Genomic DNA, 17,989 nt, shown 5'->3' with positions numbered 1-17,989 from the left:
CTACTTAGGGTCGCATGGTGTGTTCGCAGGCTTCCTGTGGTGCAATAAGGGTGTGCGTGTATCAGGACTGATGCTGTGTCGATCCATATGTATCGGCAGCGTACACATTAACTTTAGACCGTTGGGCTCGGTGTGCGTGCAGGCAAGTCATTGGCCTGCGGCAGATGTCATTCCGGACGGAATCCGGAGGTGATCGGGTAGCGCCGGTCGCGACCGAAGGCGCGACGACTGATCCGGATGCCCGGCGGTGCCTGGCGGCGCTTGTATTCGTTCAGCAGGATCAGCCGGACGACGCGACGGACAATGGCCTGATCCATCCCTGCGGTCACCATGTCGTCGACGGACTGGTCCTCCTCGACGAAGGCCCGGATGATCCGGTCCAGCAGGTCGTAGGGTGGCAGGGAGTCGGAATCCTTCTGATTCGCGCGCAGTTCGGCGGAGGGTTCCCGTTCGATTACGCGCAAGGGAATGGGCAAACGTCCGGCGACCAGAGACTGGTTGCGCCAGCGTGCCAGCGCATAGACGAGGGTCTTCGGCACGTCCTTGATCGGCGCGAAGCCGCCGGCCATGTCGCCATACAGGGTGGCGTAGCCGACGGCGAGTTCGGACTTGTTGCCCGTGGTCAGCAGCATGCGGCCGAATTTGTTCGACAGGGCCATCAGCAGCACGCCCCGGGTGCGTGCCTGCAGATTTTCCTCGGTCGCGTCCTCTTCGAGGCCGGCGAACAGCCCGGACAGGCTCGACTGGAGCGACTCGAAGACGGACTCGATCGGCAGGGTTTCGCAGCGAACGCCGAGGTTCTGGCACTGCTCGGCCGCATCGTCGAGACTCATCTGGGAGGTATAGCGCGACGGCATCCGGACAGCGAGCACGTTGTCCGCGCCCAGCGCATCGACGGCCAGGGTCAGCACCAGTGCCGAATCGATCCCGCCGGACAGACCCAGCACCACGCCATGAAAACCGTTTTGGCGGACATAGTCGCGAATGCCCGTGGTCAGTGCCGAGTAGACTTCCTGCTCGCCTTCGGGCCAGGTGTGCGAGGCGCCGTGCGCCACGATGGCGCCGGAAGCGGCGACGTCGACCCAGCCAAGGCCTTCGGCGAAGGCCGGCAGTTTGCTGACGATGGTCTTGTCCGCCGTCGCGACGAACGAGCGGCCATCGAAGACCAGTTCGTCCTGGCCGCCGACCAGATTGACGTACACGACCGGGCACCCGGTGTCGTCGATGCGTTCGGCCACTACCCGCTCGCGATCGATGGTCTTGTGGCGATGATAGGGCGAGGCGTTCAGGGTGAGGATGACCCGGGCGCCGGCCTCGGCAGCTTCCCGCACGGCGCGCTGCTCCCAGATGTCTTCGCAGATGGTGATGCCGAGCGGTACGCCGTCGATGGGCACCACGCAGGCACTGCGTCCCTTGCGGAAGTAGCGCTTCTCGTCGAACACGCCGTAGTTCGGCAGTGCGCGCTTGTCGTACCGGGCGACGATGCGCCCCTGTTCGATGACCACCGCCGCATTGGTGATGGCCAGCCCCGGCGGCGCATCGTCGGGTACGCGCAGCGGTGCACCGATGACGACGGCCATGTCGCCGGCGGCTTCGGCGATGCGCGCCAGTTGGGTTTCGCATTGCGCGAGGAAATCTTCCCGCAGCAATAGATCTTCCGGCGGGTAGCCGGTCAGGGTGAGTTCGGGGAATACGACGACGCGAGCGCCCAGCTCCCGGCGGGCACGGGCCATCATCTCGATCACCCGGTCGGCATTGGCGACGCAGTCGCCGACGCGCGTGGTGATCTGTGCCAGCGCAATGCGCAATGCGCTGGCGTCGGACGGCAGTCCGCTCATGGGGCCGGATGTCCCAGGAGTTCGGCCATTGCCCTGCCCATCTGCGTGGGGTCGCGAACGATCCGAACGCCCGCCTGTTCCAGGGCGCGGAATTTGTCCTCGGCGCTGCCGCGGCCGCCGGCGATCACGGCACCGGCATGGCCCATGCGTTTGCCCGTCGGTGCGGTTGCACCGGCGATGTAGGCGACCACGGGTTTGTTGAACTGCTCGGCAATGAAATGCGCGGCCTCTTCCTCGGCGCTGCCGCCGATTTCGCCGACCATGATCACGGCTTCCGTCTGCGGGTCGTCGGCAAAGAGACTCAGGCAGTCGATGAAGTCCATGCCATGAATCGGATCGCCGCCGATACCGACACAGGTGCTCTGACCCAGGCCGACCGCGGTCGTCTGTGCCACGGCTTCATAGGTCAGCGTGCCGGAACGCGACACGATGCCGATGCGGCCGGGCAGGTGGATCGATCCCGGCATGATGCCGATCTTGCATTCGCCCGGCGTGATGAGTCCGGGGCAGTTCGGGCCGATCAGCTGGACGTCGGGGTAGTCGCTGGCCAGCACGGCCTTGACGTTCAGCATGTCGAGGACCGGGATGCCTTCGGTGATGCAGGCGATGACTTCGATGCCTGCATCGGCCGCTTCCAGGATGGCGTCGGCAGCGAAGGGCGCCGGCACGTAGATCATGCTGGCATTGGCGCCGGTATCGCGGACGGCATCGTGCACCGTGTCGAAGACGGGCAGATCGAGATGCTGCTGGCCGCCCTTGTTGGGGGTGACGCCGCCGACCATCTTCGTGCCATAGGCGATGGCCTGCTCGGAGTGGAAGGTGCCCTGCTTGCCGGTGAATCCCTGGCAGATCACGCGGGTCTGGCTGTTGATGAGAATACTCATGATGCGGCTCCGTTCGACAGGGCGACCACGCGGGCGGCGGCCGAGGCGAGATCGTTTTCGGCAATCAGGCTCAGGCCCGATTCGGCGAGCATCTGACGCCCTTCGGCGGCATTGGTTCCTTCGAGGCGGACGACGGTGGGGATCGTCAGGCCGACTTCCTTCGCGGCGGTGATGATGCCCGTGGCGATCAGATCGCAACGCACGATGCCGCCGAAAATGTTCACCAGGATGGCGCGAACCCGGGGGTTGGCGAGAATCAGCTTGAAGGCCGCAGCGACCTTTTCGGTCGAGGTGCCGCCGCCGACGTCCAGAAAGTTGGCCGGTTGGCCGCCGGCAGACTGGATCAGATCCATCGTCGCCATGGCGAGTCCCGCACCGTTCACCATGCAGGCGATCTCGCCGGTGAGGGAAATGTAGTTCAGGCCGCTCGAACGGGCCGCCACCTCGGTCGGGTCTTCCTGGGTCAGGTCGCGCTGGTCGAACAGGGCTTTCTGCCGGTAGGCGGCGTTGCTGTCGATGGTGACCTTGGCGTCCACGGCCAGCAGCTGGTGCTCCTGAGTCACGGCCAGCGGGTTGATCTCGATGAGGTCGGCATCCTCGGCGATGAAGGCATCGTAGAGACCGCGCAGCAATGCCGGGAACTGCTTGAACGCCGAATTGGTCAGTCCAAGCGCGAAGGCCAGCTGGCGCGCCTGATAGGCCATCAACCCCACTGTCGGGTTGATCTGAAGCCGCAGGATGGCGTTCGGATCCTTTTCGGATACTTCCTCGATGTCCATCCCGCCCTGAGCGGAGGCGATGACCACCACCCGCTGGCTCTGACGGTCGATGGTCATGGCGAGATACAGTTCACGGGCGATCGCGACGGCCGGCTCGATCAGGACCTGATGCACGGGGAGGCCAGCGCCGCCCGTCTGGGCGGTGACCAGGGTCCGGCCAAGCAGCTTGGCCGCTTCGGCCTGCACACCTTCCGGGGTGTCGGCCAGGGCGATGCCGCCAGCCTTGCCGCGCGCGCCGCTATGGATCTGGGCCTTGACGACCCAGCGCCCGTCCTGGCTGGCGGGCAGACGTTCCGGGGCGGCTTCGATGCTTTGGGCGACGACCAGGCCGGGCGAAACGGGAACGGAGAACCGAGCCAAAAGCGCTTTGGCCTGATATTCATGTAAGTTCATGGCAATACGAAAATGAAAATAAACCGCTATTTTGGCTTAGTGCAGCCATTAAGTATAGAACCTGCCCGAAACTCGGACGGGCAAATGGCCAGGCGATTGCTCAGGTGTGCGGTTCGTCTGTGTGAGGCAGGGAATAGTCTCCCCAGCGCAATTGCAGGGCTGTGAGTGCGGCGAGTCCGGCCGTCTCGGTGCGCAGGATCCGGGGGCCGAGTTGTACGGCCTCGAACGAGCGTTGCAGCGCCTGCCGGATCTCGTCGTCCGTGAAACCGCCTTCCGGGCCGATCAGGACGGCCGCGCTGGCGGGCGGTTGAGTGGGCTTCGCGTGTGAGGCATCCTCGACGACCGGATGCAGTATCCAGCGGCAGCTTGCCGTCACGTCGTTCAGTGCCGTTTCGAGCGAGGTGATCGGATCGATCTGCGGCAGGGTGTTGCGCCCCGACTGTTCGCAGGCACTGATGGCGATGTCGACGAACCGGCCATGGCGCCGGTCGGCGCGTTCTGACTTGAGTTCGACCACGCTGCGCTCCGTCATCACGGGCGTGATCCGGTGCACACCCAGCTCGACGGCCTTCTGGATGATCCAGTCCATCTTCTCGCCCTTGGCCATGGCCTGCAGCAGATGGGTCTGCAGCGGGGATTCGACGCTGTGCCGGACCACCTCGTCCAGGAGCAGCACGCCCTCGCGACGGCCGAGCTGTAGTCGGGCCGTCGCCTGGTTATCCCGACCGTCGAAAACGATTACGGCCTGACCATCACGCAGGCGGAGTACGTTTTTCAGATAGTTGAGCCGGTCTGGTGGCAGGGCGATTTCCGCGCCGGGGCTGAGGAGGGTGTCCAGGTGGATTCGGGGCGTTCTCATCGGTCTGCTTCGCGGGTGTTGAAGGCGACGGAAGGACCGCGCGTCGGGACGTTTGCCGGATTCATCCTCGAGCTGCCGCCTCGACCGCGCCCAGCGTGACGTCTGCCAGCATCCGCCATTCCTCGTCGCTGAGGGTATAGGGCGGTATCCAGTAGAGCGTATCGCCGAGCGGACGCAGCAGCACCTCGTGTTCAAGGGCATGCCGGTAGGCCAACAGGCCGCGTCGCTCGGTGCGGGCAAAGGCCTGTCCCTGATCGTCGACCAGGTCCATGGCGATTATCATCCCGGTCCGCCGGAGGTTGGCGACGTTCGGGTGCGCGGCCAGCGGTGTGCTCAACGCGTCGATCATCGCACCGCGTTGCCGGTTCCGTTCGATGACCCGGTCGCGTTCGAACAGATCCAGCGTGGCCAGCGCCGCAGCGCAGGCCAGCGGGTTGCCGGTATAGCTGTGCGAATGCAGGAAGGCGCGTCGCGATGCCCGGTCAGCATAAAAGGCCTGATAGATCGATTCGGTGGTGAGCATGGCGGCCAGGGGGAGATAGCCCGCCGTGATGCCCTTGGACAGGCAGAGGATGTCCGGCGTGATGCCGGCCTGTTCGCAGGCGAACATCGTGCCCGTCCTGCCGAAGCCGACGGCGATCTCGTCGGCGATCAGGTGGACGTCGAATTCGTCGCAGAGGGCGCGCAGGCCACTGAGATAGGCGGGTTCGTGCATGCGCATCCCTGCGGCGCACTGCACCAGGGGTTCGACGATGACGGCGCAGGTCTGGTCGGCTTCGCGTTCCAGGATGGCGCGCATGGCCGAGAGCGCTCGGGCAGTTACGTCGGCACAGGTTTCCCCGGGGCCGGCTTTCTGACAATCCGGCGACGGGGCGATGGTCGCGGGGCGAATGAGGGGCGCGTAGGTTTCCGTGAAGACGCTGATATTGCCGACGCCGAGCGCGCCGAGGGTTTCGCCGTGGTAGCTGTTTTCCAGGGCGATGAAGCGGTTCTTTTCCGGTCTGTTCGCATTGCGCCAGTAATGGAAGCTCATTTTCAGGGCGACTTCGATGCCCGAGGAGCCGTTGTCCGCGAAAAACACCCGATCGAGTCCGGGCGGCGTCAGGGCGACCAGACGCTCCGAGAGTTCGATGACCGGCTGGTGGCTGAATCCGGCCAGGATCACGTGTTCGAGTTGGTCGAGCTGGTTCTTGATCCGCTCGTTGATGAACGGGTTGGCATGGCCGAACAGGTTCAGCCACCAGGAGCCGATTGCATCCAGATAGCGTTTCCCCTCGAAATCGTAGAGCCACGAACCCGACCCGCGCGCGACCGGGATGGGCGGCAGGGTTTCGTGATCCTTCATCTGGGTGCAGGGGTGCCAGAGCACGGATAGATCGCGGTCGATCCAGTCTTGGTTGGTGGTCATGAACATCTCGGCAAAACAGGGTTCATGGCGCGTGAAGCCGTCTCGGCCACGCACCTGATGGTCGTCTTGGCGGAATTCTAGACCGTTTTGCCCCGGGCTGTCGCGGCCTGAGCGGCTTCGACCACGAGATTGGTGCTATCCACGGATACCACCTGGACCACGGTTCCGGCGGGCATGTCCGTCCCCAGCGCGCGCCAGCGGGAATCGCCGACCCGGAGCCAGCCGACGCCGTTGACGATCGGTTCTTCCAGTGTGAAGTGCCGGCCGATGTACTGGGCGCCGCGCTGGTTCAGGGTCGGGTGATCCGTCTCCTGTCGCTGCGGGCGGAAAACCCGTCGACCGATGAAGACGGTGACGACGGACAGGAGGGCGAAAAGCGCAATCTGGTAAGGCCAGTCCAGTCCAGGGATCAGGAACAGGATGCCGCCGACGAGGGCGGCGGCGATGCCCATCCACAGGAAGAAGCTGGAGGGTGCCAGCACTTCGATCGCGATCAGCGCGACGGCAAGAATAAGCCAGCCCCAGAAATCGAATTGAACCATGATGTTTTCCATTGTCCCTGCAGATTTGGGCCGCGTCGTTTATCGGTGCTGGGCACGATGCGGCGTGGCGAAACCCAGGTACTTAGATCTTGCTGCCGGGCTTGAACGCTTCCTTGGCCAGTTCGGCAATCCCGCCGAGTGAGCCAAGGATATGGCTGGTCTCCATGGGTAGCATGATGACGCGCTGGTTTTCCGCCGTGGCGATCTGGGCGAATGCCTCGATGTATTTCTGGGCGACGAAATAGTTGATGGCCTGCACGTTGCCGGTGGCGATCGCCTCGCTGACGGATTTGGTCGCATAGGCTTCGGCCTCGGCCAGGCGTTCGCGGGCCTCCGCCTCGCGGAAGGCAGCTTCCCGCTCCCCTTCGGCCTTGAGGATCTGGGACTGCTTCTCACCTTCGGCTTTCAGAATGGCCGACTGCCGCATACCTTCCGCTTCGAGAATCGCCGCACGTTTTTCCCGTTCAGCCTTCATTTGTCGGGCCATGGCGTTGACCAGATCCTGCGGCGGGTTGATGTCCTTGATTTCGATGCGGGTGATCTTGGTGCCCCAGGGCGAGGTGGCCTCGTCAACGACGACGAGCAACTTGGCGTTGATGTCATCCCGTCGCGAGAGGATCTCGTCGAGATCCATGGAGCCCATCACGCTGCGGATGTTGGTAATCACGAGGTTGAGGATGGCATAGTCAAGCTGATGCACTTCATAGGCGGCACGTGCCGGGTCGAGTACCTGGAAAAACACGACGCCGTCCACCTTGATCATGGCATTGTCGCGGGTGATGATTTCCTGCGAGGCGACGTCGAGCACCTGTTCCATGACATTGATGCGGTGGCCGACCCGGTCGATGATCGGAACGATCAGGTTCAAGCCAGGCTCGAGGGTTCGGGTGTAGCGGCCGAAGCGCTCCACGGTGTACATGCGGCCTTGGGGAACCTGTTTGACGCCCGCGAAAATCAGGACGACCGCGAGAACGAGAATGACGATGGCAAATGAACCCATGACGCTGAACTCCTGTTATGTCGTTAATTCGATTCCTGCTGCAGTATCGGGTCGGTCAATGACATTATCACTGAAGGTCGCGGACCGCCATGATCGTTGCATGGGTCGGCGGACTGTTAGCCTGACGCATCAAGTCGAGGGGGGGCGGCTTCCCGAATGGACGCTGATACCGTGATCCGGGAAGCGTATGAGGCTGAACTGCCCCGTGTGGCGGGCGTTCAGCCGTTGTGGCTTGGCTGGGCGCCGGCATCGCGGCAGAGCGCGATGATCGAGTCGGCCTGATTCATGGTGTAGAAATGCAGGCCGGGTGCGCCGGCGGAGATGAGGTCTGCGGTGAGTTCGACGACGACGTCGTGGCCGAAGGCCCGCAGGCTGTCCATGTCGTCGCCGAAGGCTTCCAGCCGCTTGCGCAGCCAGCGGGGCAGGTCGGCGCCGCAGGCATCCGAGAACCGGGCAAGCTGGGTGTAGTTGCTGATGGGCATCAGGCCGGGGACGATCGGGATGTCGATCTGCAGGCGTTCACAGTCATCCACGAAGCGGCTGTAGGCCTCGATCGAGTAGAAGTACTGCGTGATTGCTCCGTTCGCACCGGCATCGACCTTGCGCTTGAAGTGTTCCAGGTCTGCCGTGGCGTTGGGCGCCTGCGGATGAAACTCCGGATAGGCGGCCACCTCGATGTGAAACCAGTCGCCCGCATGTTCGCGGATGAAGGCCACGAGTTCGTTGGCGTAGCGGAAATCCCCCGGGTCGCGCATGCCGGAGGGCAGGTCGCCACGGAGGGCGACGATGCGGCGGATGTCCAGTGCGCGGTACTGATCGAGGATGTCCGCAATACCCGCCCGGGTCGAACCGATGCAGGAAAGATGCGGGGCGGCCGGAACGCTGGACGCCATCTGTATCTCGCGGACCGTTGTGAAGGTGCGCTCCTGGGTGGAGCCTCCGGCACCGTAGGTGACCGAAAAGTATTCCGGCTTGAGCGTCTCGGCCAGGCGCAGGTGAATCGCGCGCAGTTTGGCGGCCCCCTCGTCGGACTTGGGGGGGAAGAACTCACAGGAAATGGGGATGTGCATGACGATTTCCTGCCCGCTCAGTAGCGGTAGCTGTCGGCCTTGTACGGGCCTTCGACCGGCACGCCGAGATACTGGGCCTGTTTCGGCGTCATCTGGGTCAGGACGCCGCCAAAACCCTGCACCATGTATCGGGCCACTTCCTCGTCCAGTGCCTTGGGCAGGATTTCGACGCCGATCCGGTCGGCGCGCTGTTCCATCGGCAGATGGGCGAAGCCCGCGGTGAACAGATGGATCTGGGCCAGGACCTGGTTGGCGAAGGAGCCGTCCATGATCCGGCTGGGGTGTCCGGTGGCGTTGCCCAGGTTCACGAGACGCCCTTCGGACAGCAGGATCAGGTAATCGTCGCTATCCAGGTTCGGCGACTGGCCGGCCGGTGTGTCGCGATAGACCTTGTGCACCTGGGGCTTCACTTCCTCCCAGGCCCAGTGGGCGCGCATGAAGGCGGTATCGATTTCGTTGTCGAAGTGACCGATGTTGCTGACGACGGCCCCTTTCTTGAGCGCCTTGAGCATGGGCGCATCGCAGACATTGACGTTGCCCGTGGTGGTGACGATCAGGTCGATCTTGCCGAGCAGGGCACGATCCACGCAGTCGTCGCTACCGGTATTTTGGCCATTGAGGTAGGGCGAAACCACCTCGTAGCCGTCCATGCAGGCCTGCATGGCGCAGATCGGATCGATTTCGGCGACCTTGACGATCATGCCTTCCTGACGCAGGGAGGCCGAGGAACCCTTGCCCACGTCGCCATAACCGATGACCAGGGCCTGCTTGCCGGACAGCAGGTGATCCGTAGCGCGCTTGATGGCATCGTTCAACGAGTGGCGGCAACCGTACTTGTTGTCGTTCTTGCTCTTGGTGACCGAGTCGTTGACGTTGATGGCGGGTACCTTGAGCGTGCCGGCCTTCAACATGTCGATCAGGCGATGCACGCCGGTGGTGGTCTCCTCGGAAACGCCATGGACGTCATCGAGCAGGTGCGGGAATTTATCGTGCATGACGCCGGTGAGGTCGCCGCCGTCGTCCAGCAGCATGTTCGGCTTCCAGCCATCGGGACCCTGGATCGTCTGCTCGAGGCACCACCAGTACTCTTCCTCCGTCTCACCCTTCCAGGCGAAGACGGGAATGCCGGCGGCGGCAATGGCGGCGGCCGCATGGTCCTGAGTGGAAAAAATGTTGCAGGAGGACCAGCGCACGCTGGCGCCGAGATCCACGAGGGTCTCGATCAGTACGGCCGTCTGGATGGTCATGTGCAGCGAGCCGACGATACGGGCGCCCTTCAGGGGCTGGCTGGCGCGGTATTTGGCGCGGATCGCCATCAGGGCCGGCATTTCGCGCTCGGCGATGCGGATTTCGCGGCGGCCGTAGTCGGCCAGGCTGATGTCGGCGACGCGGTAATCGTTCAGGGTGTTGGGTTGCGGATTTTGCATGCTCATGTCCTCAGTGGAATCGGTGTCAATAGCCCGCCGGGCGGGCAGGATTTGAGAGCGCCGTTGAATTCATGAGTCTTGCGCCCCAAGCCTGATCCGGTCGTCGGGACCGGGTTGCAGCGCTCCTTGGGGTGCACAGCGGCTGCGATTATAGCCGAAAACTCGTCGTGTTCGCGGGTTTGGGTTCGGCTGTGCTGCGGATGTCGATTGCGAACCGGGTTAGAGACCGGCGTCCGCCCGCAGGGCGTCGGCCTTGTCGGTGCGCTCCCAGGTGAAGTCGGCGTCTTCGCGGCCGAAATGACCGTAGGCTGCCGTTTTCTGGTAGATCGGCCGGATCAGGTCGAGCATCTTGACGATGCCGTAGGGGCGCAGGTCGAAATGCGTGCGGACCAGATCGCGGATCCGGTGATCGGGGATCTTTCCGGTGCCGAAAGTATCGATGCTGATCGAGGTGGGCTCGGCCACGCCGATGGCGTAGGAAACCTGGATTTCGCAGCGATCGGCCAGCCCGGCAGCCACGATGTTCTTGGCGACATACCGACCGGCGTAGGCGGCCGAGCGGTCGACCTTCGACGGATCCTTGCCGGAGAAGGCACCCCCGCCATGGCGTGCCATGCCGCCGTAGGTATCGACGATGATCTTGCGTCCGGTCAGACCACAGTCGCCGACCGGGCCGCCGATGACGAAGATACCCGTTGGGTTGATATGGTACTTGGTCTGTTCGTCCAGCCATTCGGCGGGCAAGGTCGGTTTGATGATGGTTTCCATCACGGCTTCGTGGAGCATCGATTGATCGACACCCGGTGCGTGCTGCGTCGACAGGACGACCGCATCGATGCCGACGGGTTTGCCGTTTCGATAGCGGAAGGTGACCTGGGATTTGGCGTCCGGGCGCAGCCAGGACAGCTCGCCACTCTTGCGCACTTCCGCCTGACGTTGAACCAGGCGATGTGCGTAAGTGATCGGCGCGGGCATCAGCACGTCCGTTTCGTTGGTGGCGTAACCGAACATCAGGCCCTGGTCCCCGGCCCCTTGTTCTTCGGCTACCAGGCGGTCCACGCCCTGGGCGATGTCCGACGACTGCTTGCCGATCGCATTCAGCACGCCGCAGGTTCGGCCGTCGAACCCGAGGTCGGAGCTGTCGTAACCGATATCGACGATGACGCGCCGCACCAGCTCATCCACATCGACCCAGGCCGATGTCGTCACCTCGCCTGCCAGGACGACAAACCCGGTCTTGACCAGCGTCTCGCAGGCAACGCGTGCCTTGGGGTCCTTTCTCAGGATGGCATCCAGAACGGCGTCGCTGATCTGGTCTGCGATTTTGTCGGGGTGGCCTTCGGCGACGGATTCGGAGGTAAAGAGATGGGTGTGATCGCTGTGCGCGCTCATGATTCTGTGGTCCTTGGGCAGTTGAAGGGCGCCCGTTATGCCGGGTCGCGATTCGCGAAGTCTAGCAGGCCCGGAGATGTTTTTTGGCGAACATCACCCGGCCTGTGTGTCGATCAATAGCCGAAGGTGCCCTCGAGCAGCTTGCTGTCGCCGGCATATTCGCGGTCGTTGGCCGTTTCGAAGGCACGAAGCTGGGATTGTTTGAGCAGTTCTTTCCCTTGCGGTGTCGTGTCCAGATCGATAAGCGCCTTTCGTAGCGCGCTGACGACCGATGCCGGGACGTCCGGACTCACGCTCACGGCGAGGAATGGGATCGGTTTGGTCGTGGTGACCAGATTGAGCGACGGGTAGCCCGCGGCAATCGGGGTTGGGATGATCGCTGCGGCGACTTCACCTGAGAGCGCAGCTTCGGCGGCTTCCCGGTTGGAGTCCTTGAAGACCAGTATGGGTTGCTGAACGGGATTGGGGAACAGTTGATAGAGGGTCAGAGCGCTGACGGATGGCGTGGGCTGGACGGCTATTTTCTTGTTGATGAGCTCGGCCGGATCGAGGATGACTTCCTTGGGGCCGGTCACCAGGGATTGGGTCACGGTGCCATTGAGTTTGGCGATGATGTGCCAGTGTTGTCTTTGAACCCGGAAGTCGCTGACGGGGGCGGAGTCGAGGGCGATATCGAAGGGGGAGCCGGTCCGCGTGGCCTGCCAGAAAGCGAGGAAGTTGGGGAAGGTCACGATTTCCATGGGGGTGCCGATTTGCTTGCTCAGGTGTTCTACCAGAGGCGCGAAAACATGCTCCTCCTCGGCCTGCGGCAGGAAGGGCGGGATGGCAAACTTGAGCGCGGCTTCTGCGCCGGAGGCGAGTAGGGAGAAGAACAGGCCGGACAGCAGTGCGGCGATCTTGAGTGTTGCCCCGGCTCGGCGCGATGCGCCGGTGTGGCGGTTGAAAAACATGATCCGCATGGTGGTTTCCTTGGTTTTATTTTGGTTCTATTCTCGATTTGACGTCCGTTGATCTCGATCTGTCCTTGGTATGCCGCGGTGTGCCGGCTGCGACAGTAAAGCTTGGCGGCGTCTACGCTATTTCTGTAATTTCTTCCTGTGTGATTGAGCGAGATGGTCGGCGAGAGATGCTTCGCCCTGCGCTACCTGCGCGCCCGTGTCCTGCTGCGCCACTAAAAATTAAAATCCGGAGCTTGTCCAATGGTAAGTATTGCAACCCCTATAGGCGAATTTAATCATCCGGCCCCCGATTTTATCCTCCCGGATGCCGAAAGCGGCCGGATGTGGCAGCTATCGGATTTGCGCGGCCCCCGGGGGTTGCTCGTGATGTTCATCTGCAATCATTGCCCCTATGTTCAGGCCGTGCTGGATCGCATCGTGCGGGATACGCGCGATCTGAAAGATCTGGGGGTGAATAGCGTTGCGATCATGTCGAACGATCCAACCGACTACCCGGAGGATCGGCCCGAACACATGCGCCGAGTGGCTCGGGAATACGGGTTCGACTTTCCCTATCTGATCGATGAGACTCAAATGGTTGCCAAGGCTTATGGTGCCGTGTGTACGCCGGACTTCTTCGGCTACAACGCAGACCTGCGGCTGCAATACCGGGGACGACTGGATGCCTCCGGTCGTCAGTCACTTCCCGAGGCGCCGAGAGAGCTGTTCGAAGCCATGAAAATCGTCGCGGAAACTGGGGTCGGGCCAGCCGAGCAATGGCCGTCGATTGGGTGCTCGATCAAGTGGCGGCCGTGAGGCCCTGTCTGCTTATGGGAAATGGCCGCAGGCGCAATTCCTCATGAAATGTGGGCATCGGGCTTGGTTGCCATTCGGGCCGTTTGCGGTGACAATGGAAAAAGTTTTGAATACAGAAAGAGCCGTTTTGGTCTTGCCCGTGATCAGAGGGCAGGGCCGGTTCTGCCGATTTTATTTACCTTTGAAACTTCACTGTGGAGAGACTTATGTCTACGCGTAGAGAACTGGCCAATGCGATCCGTGCCCTGAGCATGGACGCCGTGCAAAAGGCAAATTCCGGACATCCCGGCGCGCCGATGGGTATGGCGGACATCGCAGAGGTTCTGTGGAACGGTTACCTCAAGCACAACCCCAAGAACCCGCAATGGCCCGATCGGGACCGGTTCGTCCTGTCCAACGGTCATGGCTCGATGCTGATCTATTCTCTGCTGCACCTCTCCGGCTACGAACTGCCGATGGATGAGCTCAAGAACTTCCGTCAGCTGCACTCCAAGACCCCGGGACATCCGGAGTACGGCTACACCCCGGGCGTGGAAACCACCACGGGCCCGCTGGGTCAGGGCATTACCAATGCCGTCGGTTTCGCGCTGGCGGAAAAGATGCTGGCCGGCCAGTTCAACAAGCCGGGGCACAACATCGTCGATCATTACACCTACTGCTTCCTGGGCGATGGCTGCATGATGGAGGGGATCTCCCATGAGGCCTGCTCGCTGGCGGGCACGCTGGGTCTGGGCAAGCTGATCGCGTTCTACGACGACAACGGTATCTCCATCGACGGTCACGTCGAAGGCTGGTTCACCGACGATACGCCCAAGCGTTTCGAAGCCTACGGCTGGCATGTCGTACGCGACGTCGACGGTCATGATGCAGAAGCCATCGATGCGGCTATCCGTGAAGCCCGCTCGGTCAACGACAAGCCGACCCTGATCTGCACCAAGACCGTGATCGGTTTCGGTGCGCCGAACCTCTGTGGTACGCACGACTGCCACGGTGCCGCACTGGGCGAGGCCGAAGTCAAGGCGACCCGCGAAAACCTGGGCTGGCACCACGAGCCCTTCGTCATTCCGGCTGAAGTCTATGCCGGCTGGGATGCGACCGAGAAGGGCGCCCAGCAGGAAGCCGAGTGGAATGCCGCCATGGCAGCCTACGCGAAGGATTACCCGGCCGAAGCAGCCGAACTGAAGCGTCGTCTGGCTGGCGAACTGCCTGCCGATTTCACCGCCAAGATGGATGCCTTCATCCAGGACGTGGCCGCGAAGGGCGAAACCATCGCTTCCCGCAAGGCTTCCCAGAACAGCATCACCGCACTGGCCGGCATGCTGCCGGAACTGGTGGGCGGTTCCGCCGACCTGGCGCCGTCCAACCTGACGACCTGGAAAGGCTGCCGCGCCGTGACCGCGACCGAGAGCGACGCCAACTACATCCATTACGGCGTGCGTGAGTTCGGCATGTCCGCGATCATGAACGGTATGGTGCTGCATGGCGGTTTCATGCCGTTCGCCGCGACCTTCCTGATGTTCTCAGAATACGCCCGTAACGCGATTCGCATGGCGGCGCTGATGAAGATCGGTTCGATCTTCGTCTATACCCACGATTCCATCGGTCTGGGTGAAGACGGCCCGACCCACCAGCCGGTCGAGCAGATTGCCACCCTGCGCATGATTCCGCGCATGAACACCTGGCGTCCCTGTGACGCGGTCGAATCGGCCGTGGCCTGGAAGGCGGCAGCCCTGCGTCGCGATGCGCCCAGCACCCTGATCTTCTCCCGTCAGAACCTGGCGCACCAGCCGCGCACACCCGAGCAGATCGCCAACATCGCCCGCGGTGGTTATATCCTGCGCGATTGCGACGGTACACCGGATCTGATCCTGATCGCGACCGGTTCCGAAGTCTCTTTGGCCACTGCGGCCGCCGAGAAACTGGCCGGCAAGAAGGTTCGCGTCGTCTCCATGCCGTGCACCGAGGTGTTCGATGCCCAGGACGAAGCCTACCGCGAGTCCGTTCTGCCGAAGTCTGTCCGTGCGCGCGTCGCCGTTGAGGCGGGCGTGACTGGTTTCTGGGGCAAGTACGTGGGCTTCGACGGCAAGGTCGTCGGGATCGACACGTTCGGCGAGTCTGCACCGGCAGGCGAGTTGTTCAAGATGTTCGGCTTCACCGTCGACAACGTCGTCGCGACCGCGCAGAGCCTGCTCTAAGTCAGGCGCGTAGCGAGCGGCGAAAGCCAAAATAAAAAAAGGATCGGGCGCCATGGTGCACCGATCCTGAATAATTCAAGTGTGAGTAACAGGGGTATCCAATGACAATCAAAGTAGGTATCAATGGGTTCGGCCGGATTGGTCGGATGGTGTTTCGTGCGGCCGCAAAAGACTTCCCGGAAATCGAAGTGGTTGCCATCAACGACTTGCTGGATGCCGACTATCTGGCATACATGCTGAAGTATGATTCCGTGCACGGTCGCTTCGACGGTGACGTATCCGTCGACGGCAACTTCCTCGTTGTCAACGGCAAGCGCATTCGCCTGACGGCCGAGCGTGACCCGGCCAACCTGAAGTGGGACGAAGCGGGCGCGGACATCGTGATCGAGTCAACCGGTTTCTTCCTGACCAAGGACACCTGCCAGGCACACATCCAGGCCGGTGCCAAGAAGGTCATTCAGAGCGCGCCGTCCAAGGACGACACGCCGATGTTCGTGTATGGCGTCAACCATGACACCTACGCGGGCCAGACCATCGTTTCCGCCGCGTCCTGCACCACCAACTGCCTGGCGCCGGTCGCCAAGGTGCTGAACGACAACTTCGGTATCAAGCGTGGTCTGATGACGACCGTTCACGCTGCCACGGCAACCCAGAAGACCGTCGACGGCCCTTCGGCCAAAGACTGGCGCGGCGGTCGCGGTATTCTGGAAAACATCATCCCGTCCTCAACAGGTGCGGCCAAGGCGGTGGGCGTGGTTCTGCCGGAACTGAACGGCAAGCTGACCGGCATGGCCTTCCGTGTGCCGACGTCCGATGTGTCCGTTGTCGACCTGACCGTCGAGCTGAACAAGGAAACCACCTACGCCGACATCTGCGCGGCGATGAAGTCCGCTTCCGAAGGCGCGCTCAAGGGCGTTCTGGGTTACACCGACGAATCTGTGGTATCCACCGATTTCCGTGGTGTTGGCCAGCCCTCGGTATTCGACTCCAAGGCCGGTATCCAGCTGGATCCCACCTTCGTCAAGATCGTTTCCTGGTATGACAACGAATACGGTTATACCAGCAACCTGATGCGGATGGTCAAAGTCATCGGTTAATCCGGAGACGGCGGTCCCGGAATGCTCCGTGACCGATCCCCAAAGGCCGCGCCTACCTGACAGCGCGGCCCTATTCCGTTCCAGTAAGTCGTTTGGTTTGCGACCCCGCAAACCAAACCACTTCAAAACTGTTCAGGAGCTCATTCCATGGCTAATTTTCTTCGTATGACCGATCTGGATCTTGCGGGCAAGCATGTCTTCATCCGTGCAGATCTGAACGTGCCTGTCAAAGACGGCAAGGTGACTTCCGATGCGCGTATCGCCGCCTCCCTGGCCACGATTCAGCATTGTGTGAAGGCCGGCGCAAAAGTCATGGTGACCTCGCATCTGGGGCGTCCGGAAGAAGGCGTCTATTCCGAAGAGAACTCCCTGGCACCCGTAGCAGCCGACATGAGTGCCAAGCTGGGCCAGAAGGTCCGACTGATCAAGGACTGGGTCGATGGTGGATTCGACGTGGCCCCGGGTGAAGTCGTCCTGCTGGAAAACGTTCGCTTCAATGTGGGTGAAAAGAAGAACGTCGACGAAACTGCGAAGAAATATGCCGCGCTGTGCGATGTGTTCGTCATGGACGCTTTCGGTACGGCCCACCGTGCTGAAGGGTCCACGCACGGCATCGCCAAATTTGCACCGGTTGCCTGTGCGGGCATTCTCCTCGCCGAAGAACTCGAAGCCCTGGACAAGGCGCTGGCCAATCCGGCGCGTCCGATGGTCGCCATCGTCGGCGGCTCAAAAGTCTCCACCAAGTTGACCGTCCTCGAGGCGCTTTCCGAGAAGGTCGATCAGCTGGTTGTCGGCGGTGGTATTGCCAATACCTTCATCAAGGCGGCGGGTCACAATGTGGGTAAATCCCTGTGCGAGGACGATCTCGTACCGACCGCAACTTCGCTCATGGAGAAAATGAGTGCGCGCGGTGCGACGATTCCCGTCGCCGTCGACGTGGTCGTGGGTACCGAACTCCCGTTCCTGCCCGGCAAGGAAAACACCCCGGCCGTTCTCAAGGCCGTGGACGGCGTGGCCGATGACGACATGATCTTCGATATCGGTCCCAAGTCCGCCAACGAGCTGGCCGAAATCATCATGAAGGCGGGTACGGTCGTGTGGAACGGTCCCGTGGGCGTGTTCGAGTACGATCAATTCGGCGCAGGCACCAAGACGATCGCCGATGCGATCGCCAATACGAGTGCGTTTACGCTGGCGGGTGGTGGCGATACGATCGCGGCCATTCAGAAGTACGATATTTACGATAAAGTAAGCTATATCTCTACCGCTGGCGGTGCATTCCTCGAGTATCTCGAGGGTAAGACCCTGCCTGCCGTAGCCATCCTCGAACAACGCGCCAAAGCTTAAGGAA

At 62.2% G+C, this 17,989-nt stretch carries 15 protein-coding genes and 1 riboswitch; of the genes, 4 read left to right on the top strand and 11 right to left on the bottom strand.

All coding sequences use genetic code 11. From position 1 onward, the window contains the following. Positions 1–167: 167 nt before the first annotated feature. The 11 genes from A9404_RS07240 to A9404_RS07190 form a co-directional block, all read right to left on the bottom strand. On the bottom strand, positions 168–1,838 hold the full coding sequence (locus tag A9404_RS07240) for an NAD+ synthase (RefSeq protein WP_066099636.1): 1,671 nt from the start codon (positions 1,836–1,838) through the stop codon (positions 168–170). Then, positions 1,835–2,722, bottom strand: a complete 888-nt coding sequence (gene sucD, locus A9404_RS07235) for a succinate--CoA ligase subunit alpha (RefSeq protein WP_066099634.1) — start codon at positions 2,720–2,722, stop codon at positions 1,835–1,837. The genes A9404_RS07240 and sucD overlap by 4 nt, the downstream gene beginning before the upstream one ends. Further along, on the bottom strand, positions 2,719–3,894 hold the full coding sequence (gene sucC, locus A9404_RS07230; protein WP_066099632.1) for an ADP-forming succinate--CoA ligase subunit beta: 1,176 nt from the start codon (positions 3,892–3,894) through the stop codon (positions 2,719–2,721). Before sucC ends, sucD begins: the two co-directional genes overlap by 4 nt. 100 nt (positions 3,895–3,994) lie before the next feature. Beyond that, the gene (locus A9404_RS07225; RefSeq protein WP_066099630.1) at positions 3,995–4,753 is read right to left on the bottom strand and encodes a 16S rRNA (uracil(1498)-N(3))-methyltransferase; all 759 of its coding nucleotides are present in this window, start codon (positions 4,751–4,753) and stop codon (positions 3,995–3,997) included. A gap of 61 nt (positions 4,754–4,814) precedes the next feature. Further along, positions 4,815–6,167, bottom strand: a complete 1,353-nt coding sequence (gene bioA, locus A9404_RS07220) for an adenosylmethionine--8-amino-7-oxononanoate transaminase (RefSeq protein ID WP_407645333.1) — start codon at positions 6,165–6,167, stop codon at positions 4,815–4,817. A 71-nt stretch (positions 6,168–6,238) separates the two neighbouring features. After that, the gene (locus A9404_RS07215) at positions 6,239–6,703 is read right to left on the bottom strand and encodes an NfeD family protein (RefSeq protein WP_231880875.1); all 465 of its coding nucleotides are present in this window, start codon (positions 6,701–6,703) and stop codon (positions 6,239–6,241) included. 82 nt (positions 6,704–6,785) lie between these two features. Next, entirely contained in the window at positions 6,786–7,703 is a 918-nt protein-coding gene (locus tag A9404_RS07210; RefSeq protein ID WP_066099626.1) for an SPFH domain-containing protein, read from the bottom strand. A 218-nt stretch (positions 7,704–7,921) separates the two neighbouring features. Beyond that, positions 7,922–8,773: a methylenetetrahydrofolate reductase [NAD(P)H] gene (metF, locus tag A9404_RS07205; protein ID WP_066099624.1), complete on the bottom strand. Its 852-nt coding sequence runs from the start codon at positions 8,771–8,773 to the stop codon at positions 7,922–7,924. A gap of 17 nt (positions 8,774–8,790) precedes the next feature. Then, positions 8,791–10,206: an adenosylhomocysteinase gene (gene ahcY / locus A9404_RS07200; RefSeq protein ID WP_197490300.1), complete on the bottom strand. Its 1,416-nt coding sequence runs from the start codon at positions 10,204–10,206 to the stop codon at positions 8,791–8,793. Between the two features lie 42 nt (positions 10,207–10,248). Beyond that, a riboswitch (S-adenosyl-L-homocysteine riboswitch) is annotated at positions 10,249–10,334 on the bottom strand. A gap of 85 nt (positions 10,335–10,419) precedes the next feature. Continuing rightward, positions 10,420–11,592: a methionine adenosyltransferase gene (metK, locus tag A9404_RS07195; RefSeq protein WP_066099622.1), complete on the bottom strand. Its 1,173-nt coding sequence runs from the start codon at positions 11,590–11,592 to the stop codon at positions 10,420–10,422. Positions 11,593–11,705: 113 nt separating this feature from the next. Next, on the bottom strand, positions 11,706–12,551 hold the full coding sequence (locus tag A9404_RS07190; RefSeq protein WP_066099620.1) for a phosphate/phosphite/phosphonate ABC transporter substrate-binding protein: 846 nt from the start codon (positions 12,549–12,551) through the stop codon (positions 11,706–11,708). Positions 12,552–12,791: 240 nt separating this feature from the next. Here A9404_RS07190 and A9404_RS07185 point away from each other — a divergent pair, with 240 nt between their 5' ends. The 4 genes from A9404_RS07185 (at position 12,792) to A9404_RS07170 (ending at position 17,985) form a co-directional block, all read left to right on the top strand. After that, positions 12,792–13,346, top strand: a complete 555-nt coding sequence (locus A9404_RS07185; RefSeq protein WP_066099618.1) for a thioredoxin family protein — start codon at positions 12,792–12,794, stop codon at positions 13,344–13,346. Between the two features lie 206 nt (positions 13,347–13,552). Then, positions 13,553–15,541: a transketolase gene (gene tkt / locus A9404_RS07180; protein WP_066099616.1), complete on the top strand. Its 1,989-nt coding sequence runs from the start codon at positions 13,553–13,555 to the stop codon at positions 15,539–15,541. A 101-nt stretch (positions 15,542–15,642) separates the two neighbouring features. Continuing rightward, positions 15,643–16,638, top strand: coding sequence for a type I glyceraldehyde-3-phosphate dehydrogenase (gene gap, locus A9404_RS07175; protein ID WP_066099614.1), 996 nt, complete (start codon positions 15,643–15,645; stop codon positions 16,636–16,638). Positions 16,639–16,785: 147 nt separating this feature from the next. Continuing rightward, positions 16,786–17,985: a phosphoglycerate kinase gene (locus tag A9404_RS07170; protein WP_066099613.1), complete on the top strand. Its 1,200-nt coding sequence runs from the start codon at positions 16,786–16,788 to the stop codon at positions 17,983–17,985. The last annotated feature ends 4 nt before the right edge of the window (positions 17,986–17,989 follow it).

The organism is Halothiobacillus diazotrophicus (assembly GCF_001663815.1).
GTDB lineage: Bacteria > Pseudomonadota > Gammaproteobacteria > Halothiobacillales > Halothiobacillaceae > Halothiobacillus > Halothiobacillus diazotrophicus.
The sequence above is the reverse complement of the archived record's forward strand: the minus strand, read 5'-3'. Positions and strand labels throughout refer to the sequence as shown.

Coding starts and splice junctions, on each gene's coding strand:
- metK (WP_066099622.1), bottom strand. CDS start 11,592: ATGAGCGCGCACAGCGATCACACCCATCTCTTTACCTCCGAATCCGTC.
- A9404_RS07240 (WP_066099636.1), bottom strand. CDS start 1,838: ATGAGCGGACTGCCGTCCGACGCCAGCGCATTGCGCATTGCGCTGGCA.
- A9404_RS07215 (WP_231880875.1), bottom strand. CDS start 6,703: ATGGTTCAATTCGATTTCTGGGGCTGGCTTATTCTTGCCGTCGCGCTG.
- A9404_RS07225 (WP_066099630.1), bottom strand. CDS start 4,753: ATGAGAACGCCCCGAATCCACCTGGACACCCTCCTCAGCCCCGGCGCG.
- A9404_RS07185 (WP_066099618.1), top strand. CDS start 12,792: ATGGTAAGTATTGCAACCCCTATAGGCGAATTTAATCATCCGGCCCCC.
- bioA (WP_407645333.1), bottom strand. CDS start 6,167: ATGTTCATGACCACCAACCAAGACTGGATCGACCGCGATCTATCCGTG.
- gap (WP_066099614.1), top strand. CDS start 15,643: ATGACAATCAAAGTAGGTATCAATGGGTTCGGCCGGATTGGTCGGATG.
- tkt (WP_066099616.1), top strand. CDS start 13,553: ATGTCTACGCGTAGAGAACTGGCCAATGCGATCCGTGCCCTGAGCATG.
- metF (WP_066099624.1), bottom strand. CDS start 8,773: ATGCACATCCCCATTTCCTGTGAGTTCTTCCCCCCCAAGTCCGACGAG.
- ahcY (WP_197490300.1), bottom strand. CDS start 10,206: ATGAGCATGCAAAATCCGCAACCCAACACCCTGAACGATTACCGCGTC.
- sucD (WP_066099634.1), bottom strand. CDS start 2,722: ATGAGTATTCTCATCAACAGCCAGACCCGCGTGATCTGCCAGGGATTC.
- A9404_RS07170 (WP_066099613.1), top strand. CDS start 16,786: ATGGCTAATTTTCTTCGTATGACCGATCTGGATCTTGCGGGCAAGCAT.
- A9404_RS07190 (WP_066099620.1), bottom strand. CDS start 12,551: ATGCGGATCATGTTTTTCAACCGCCACACCGGCGCATCGCGCCGAGCC.
- sucC (WP_066099632.1), bottom strand. CDS start 3,894: ATGAACTTACATGAATATCAGGCCAAAGCGCTTTTGGCTCGGTTCTCC.
- A9404_RS07210 (WP_066099626.1), bottom strand. CDS start 7,703: ATGGGTTCATTTGCCATCGTCATTCTCGTTCTCGCGGTCGTCCTGATT.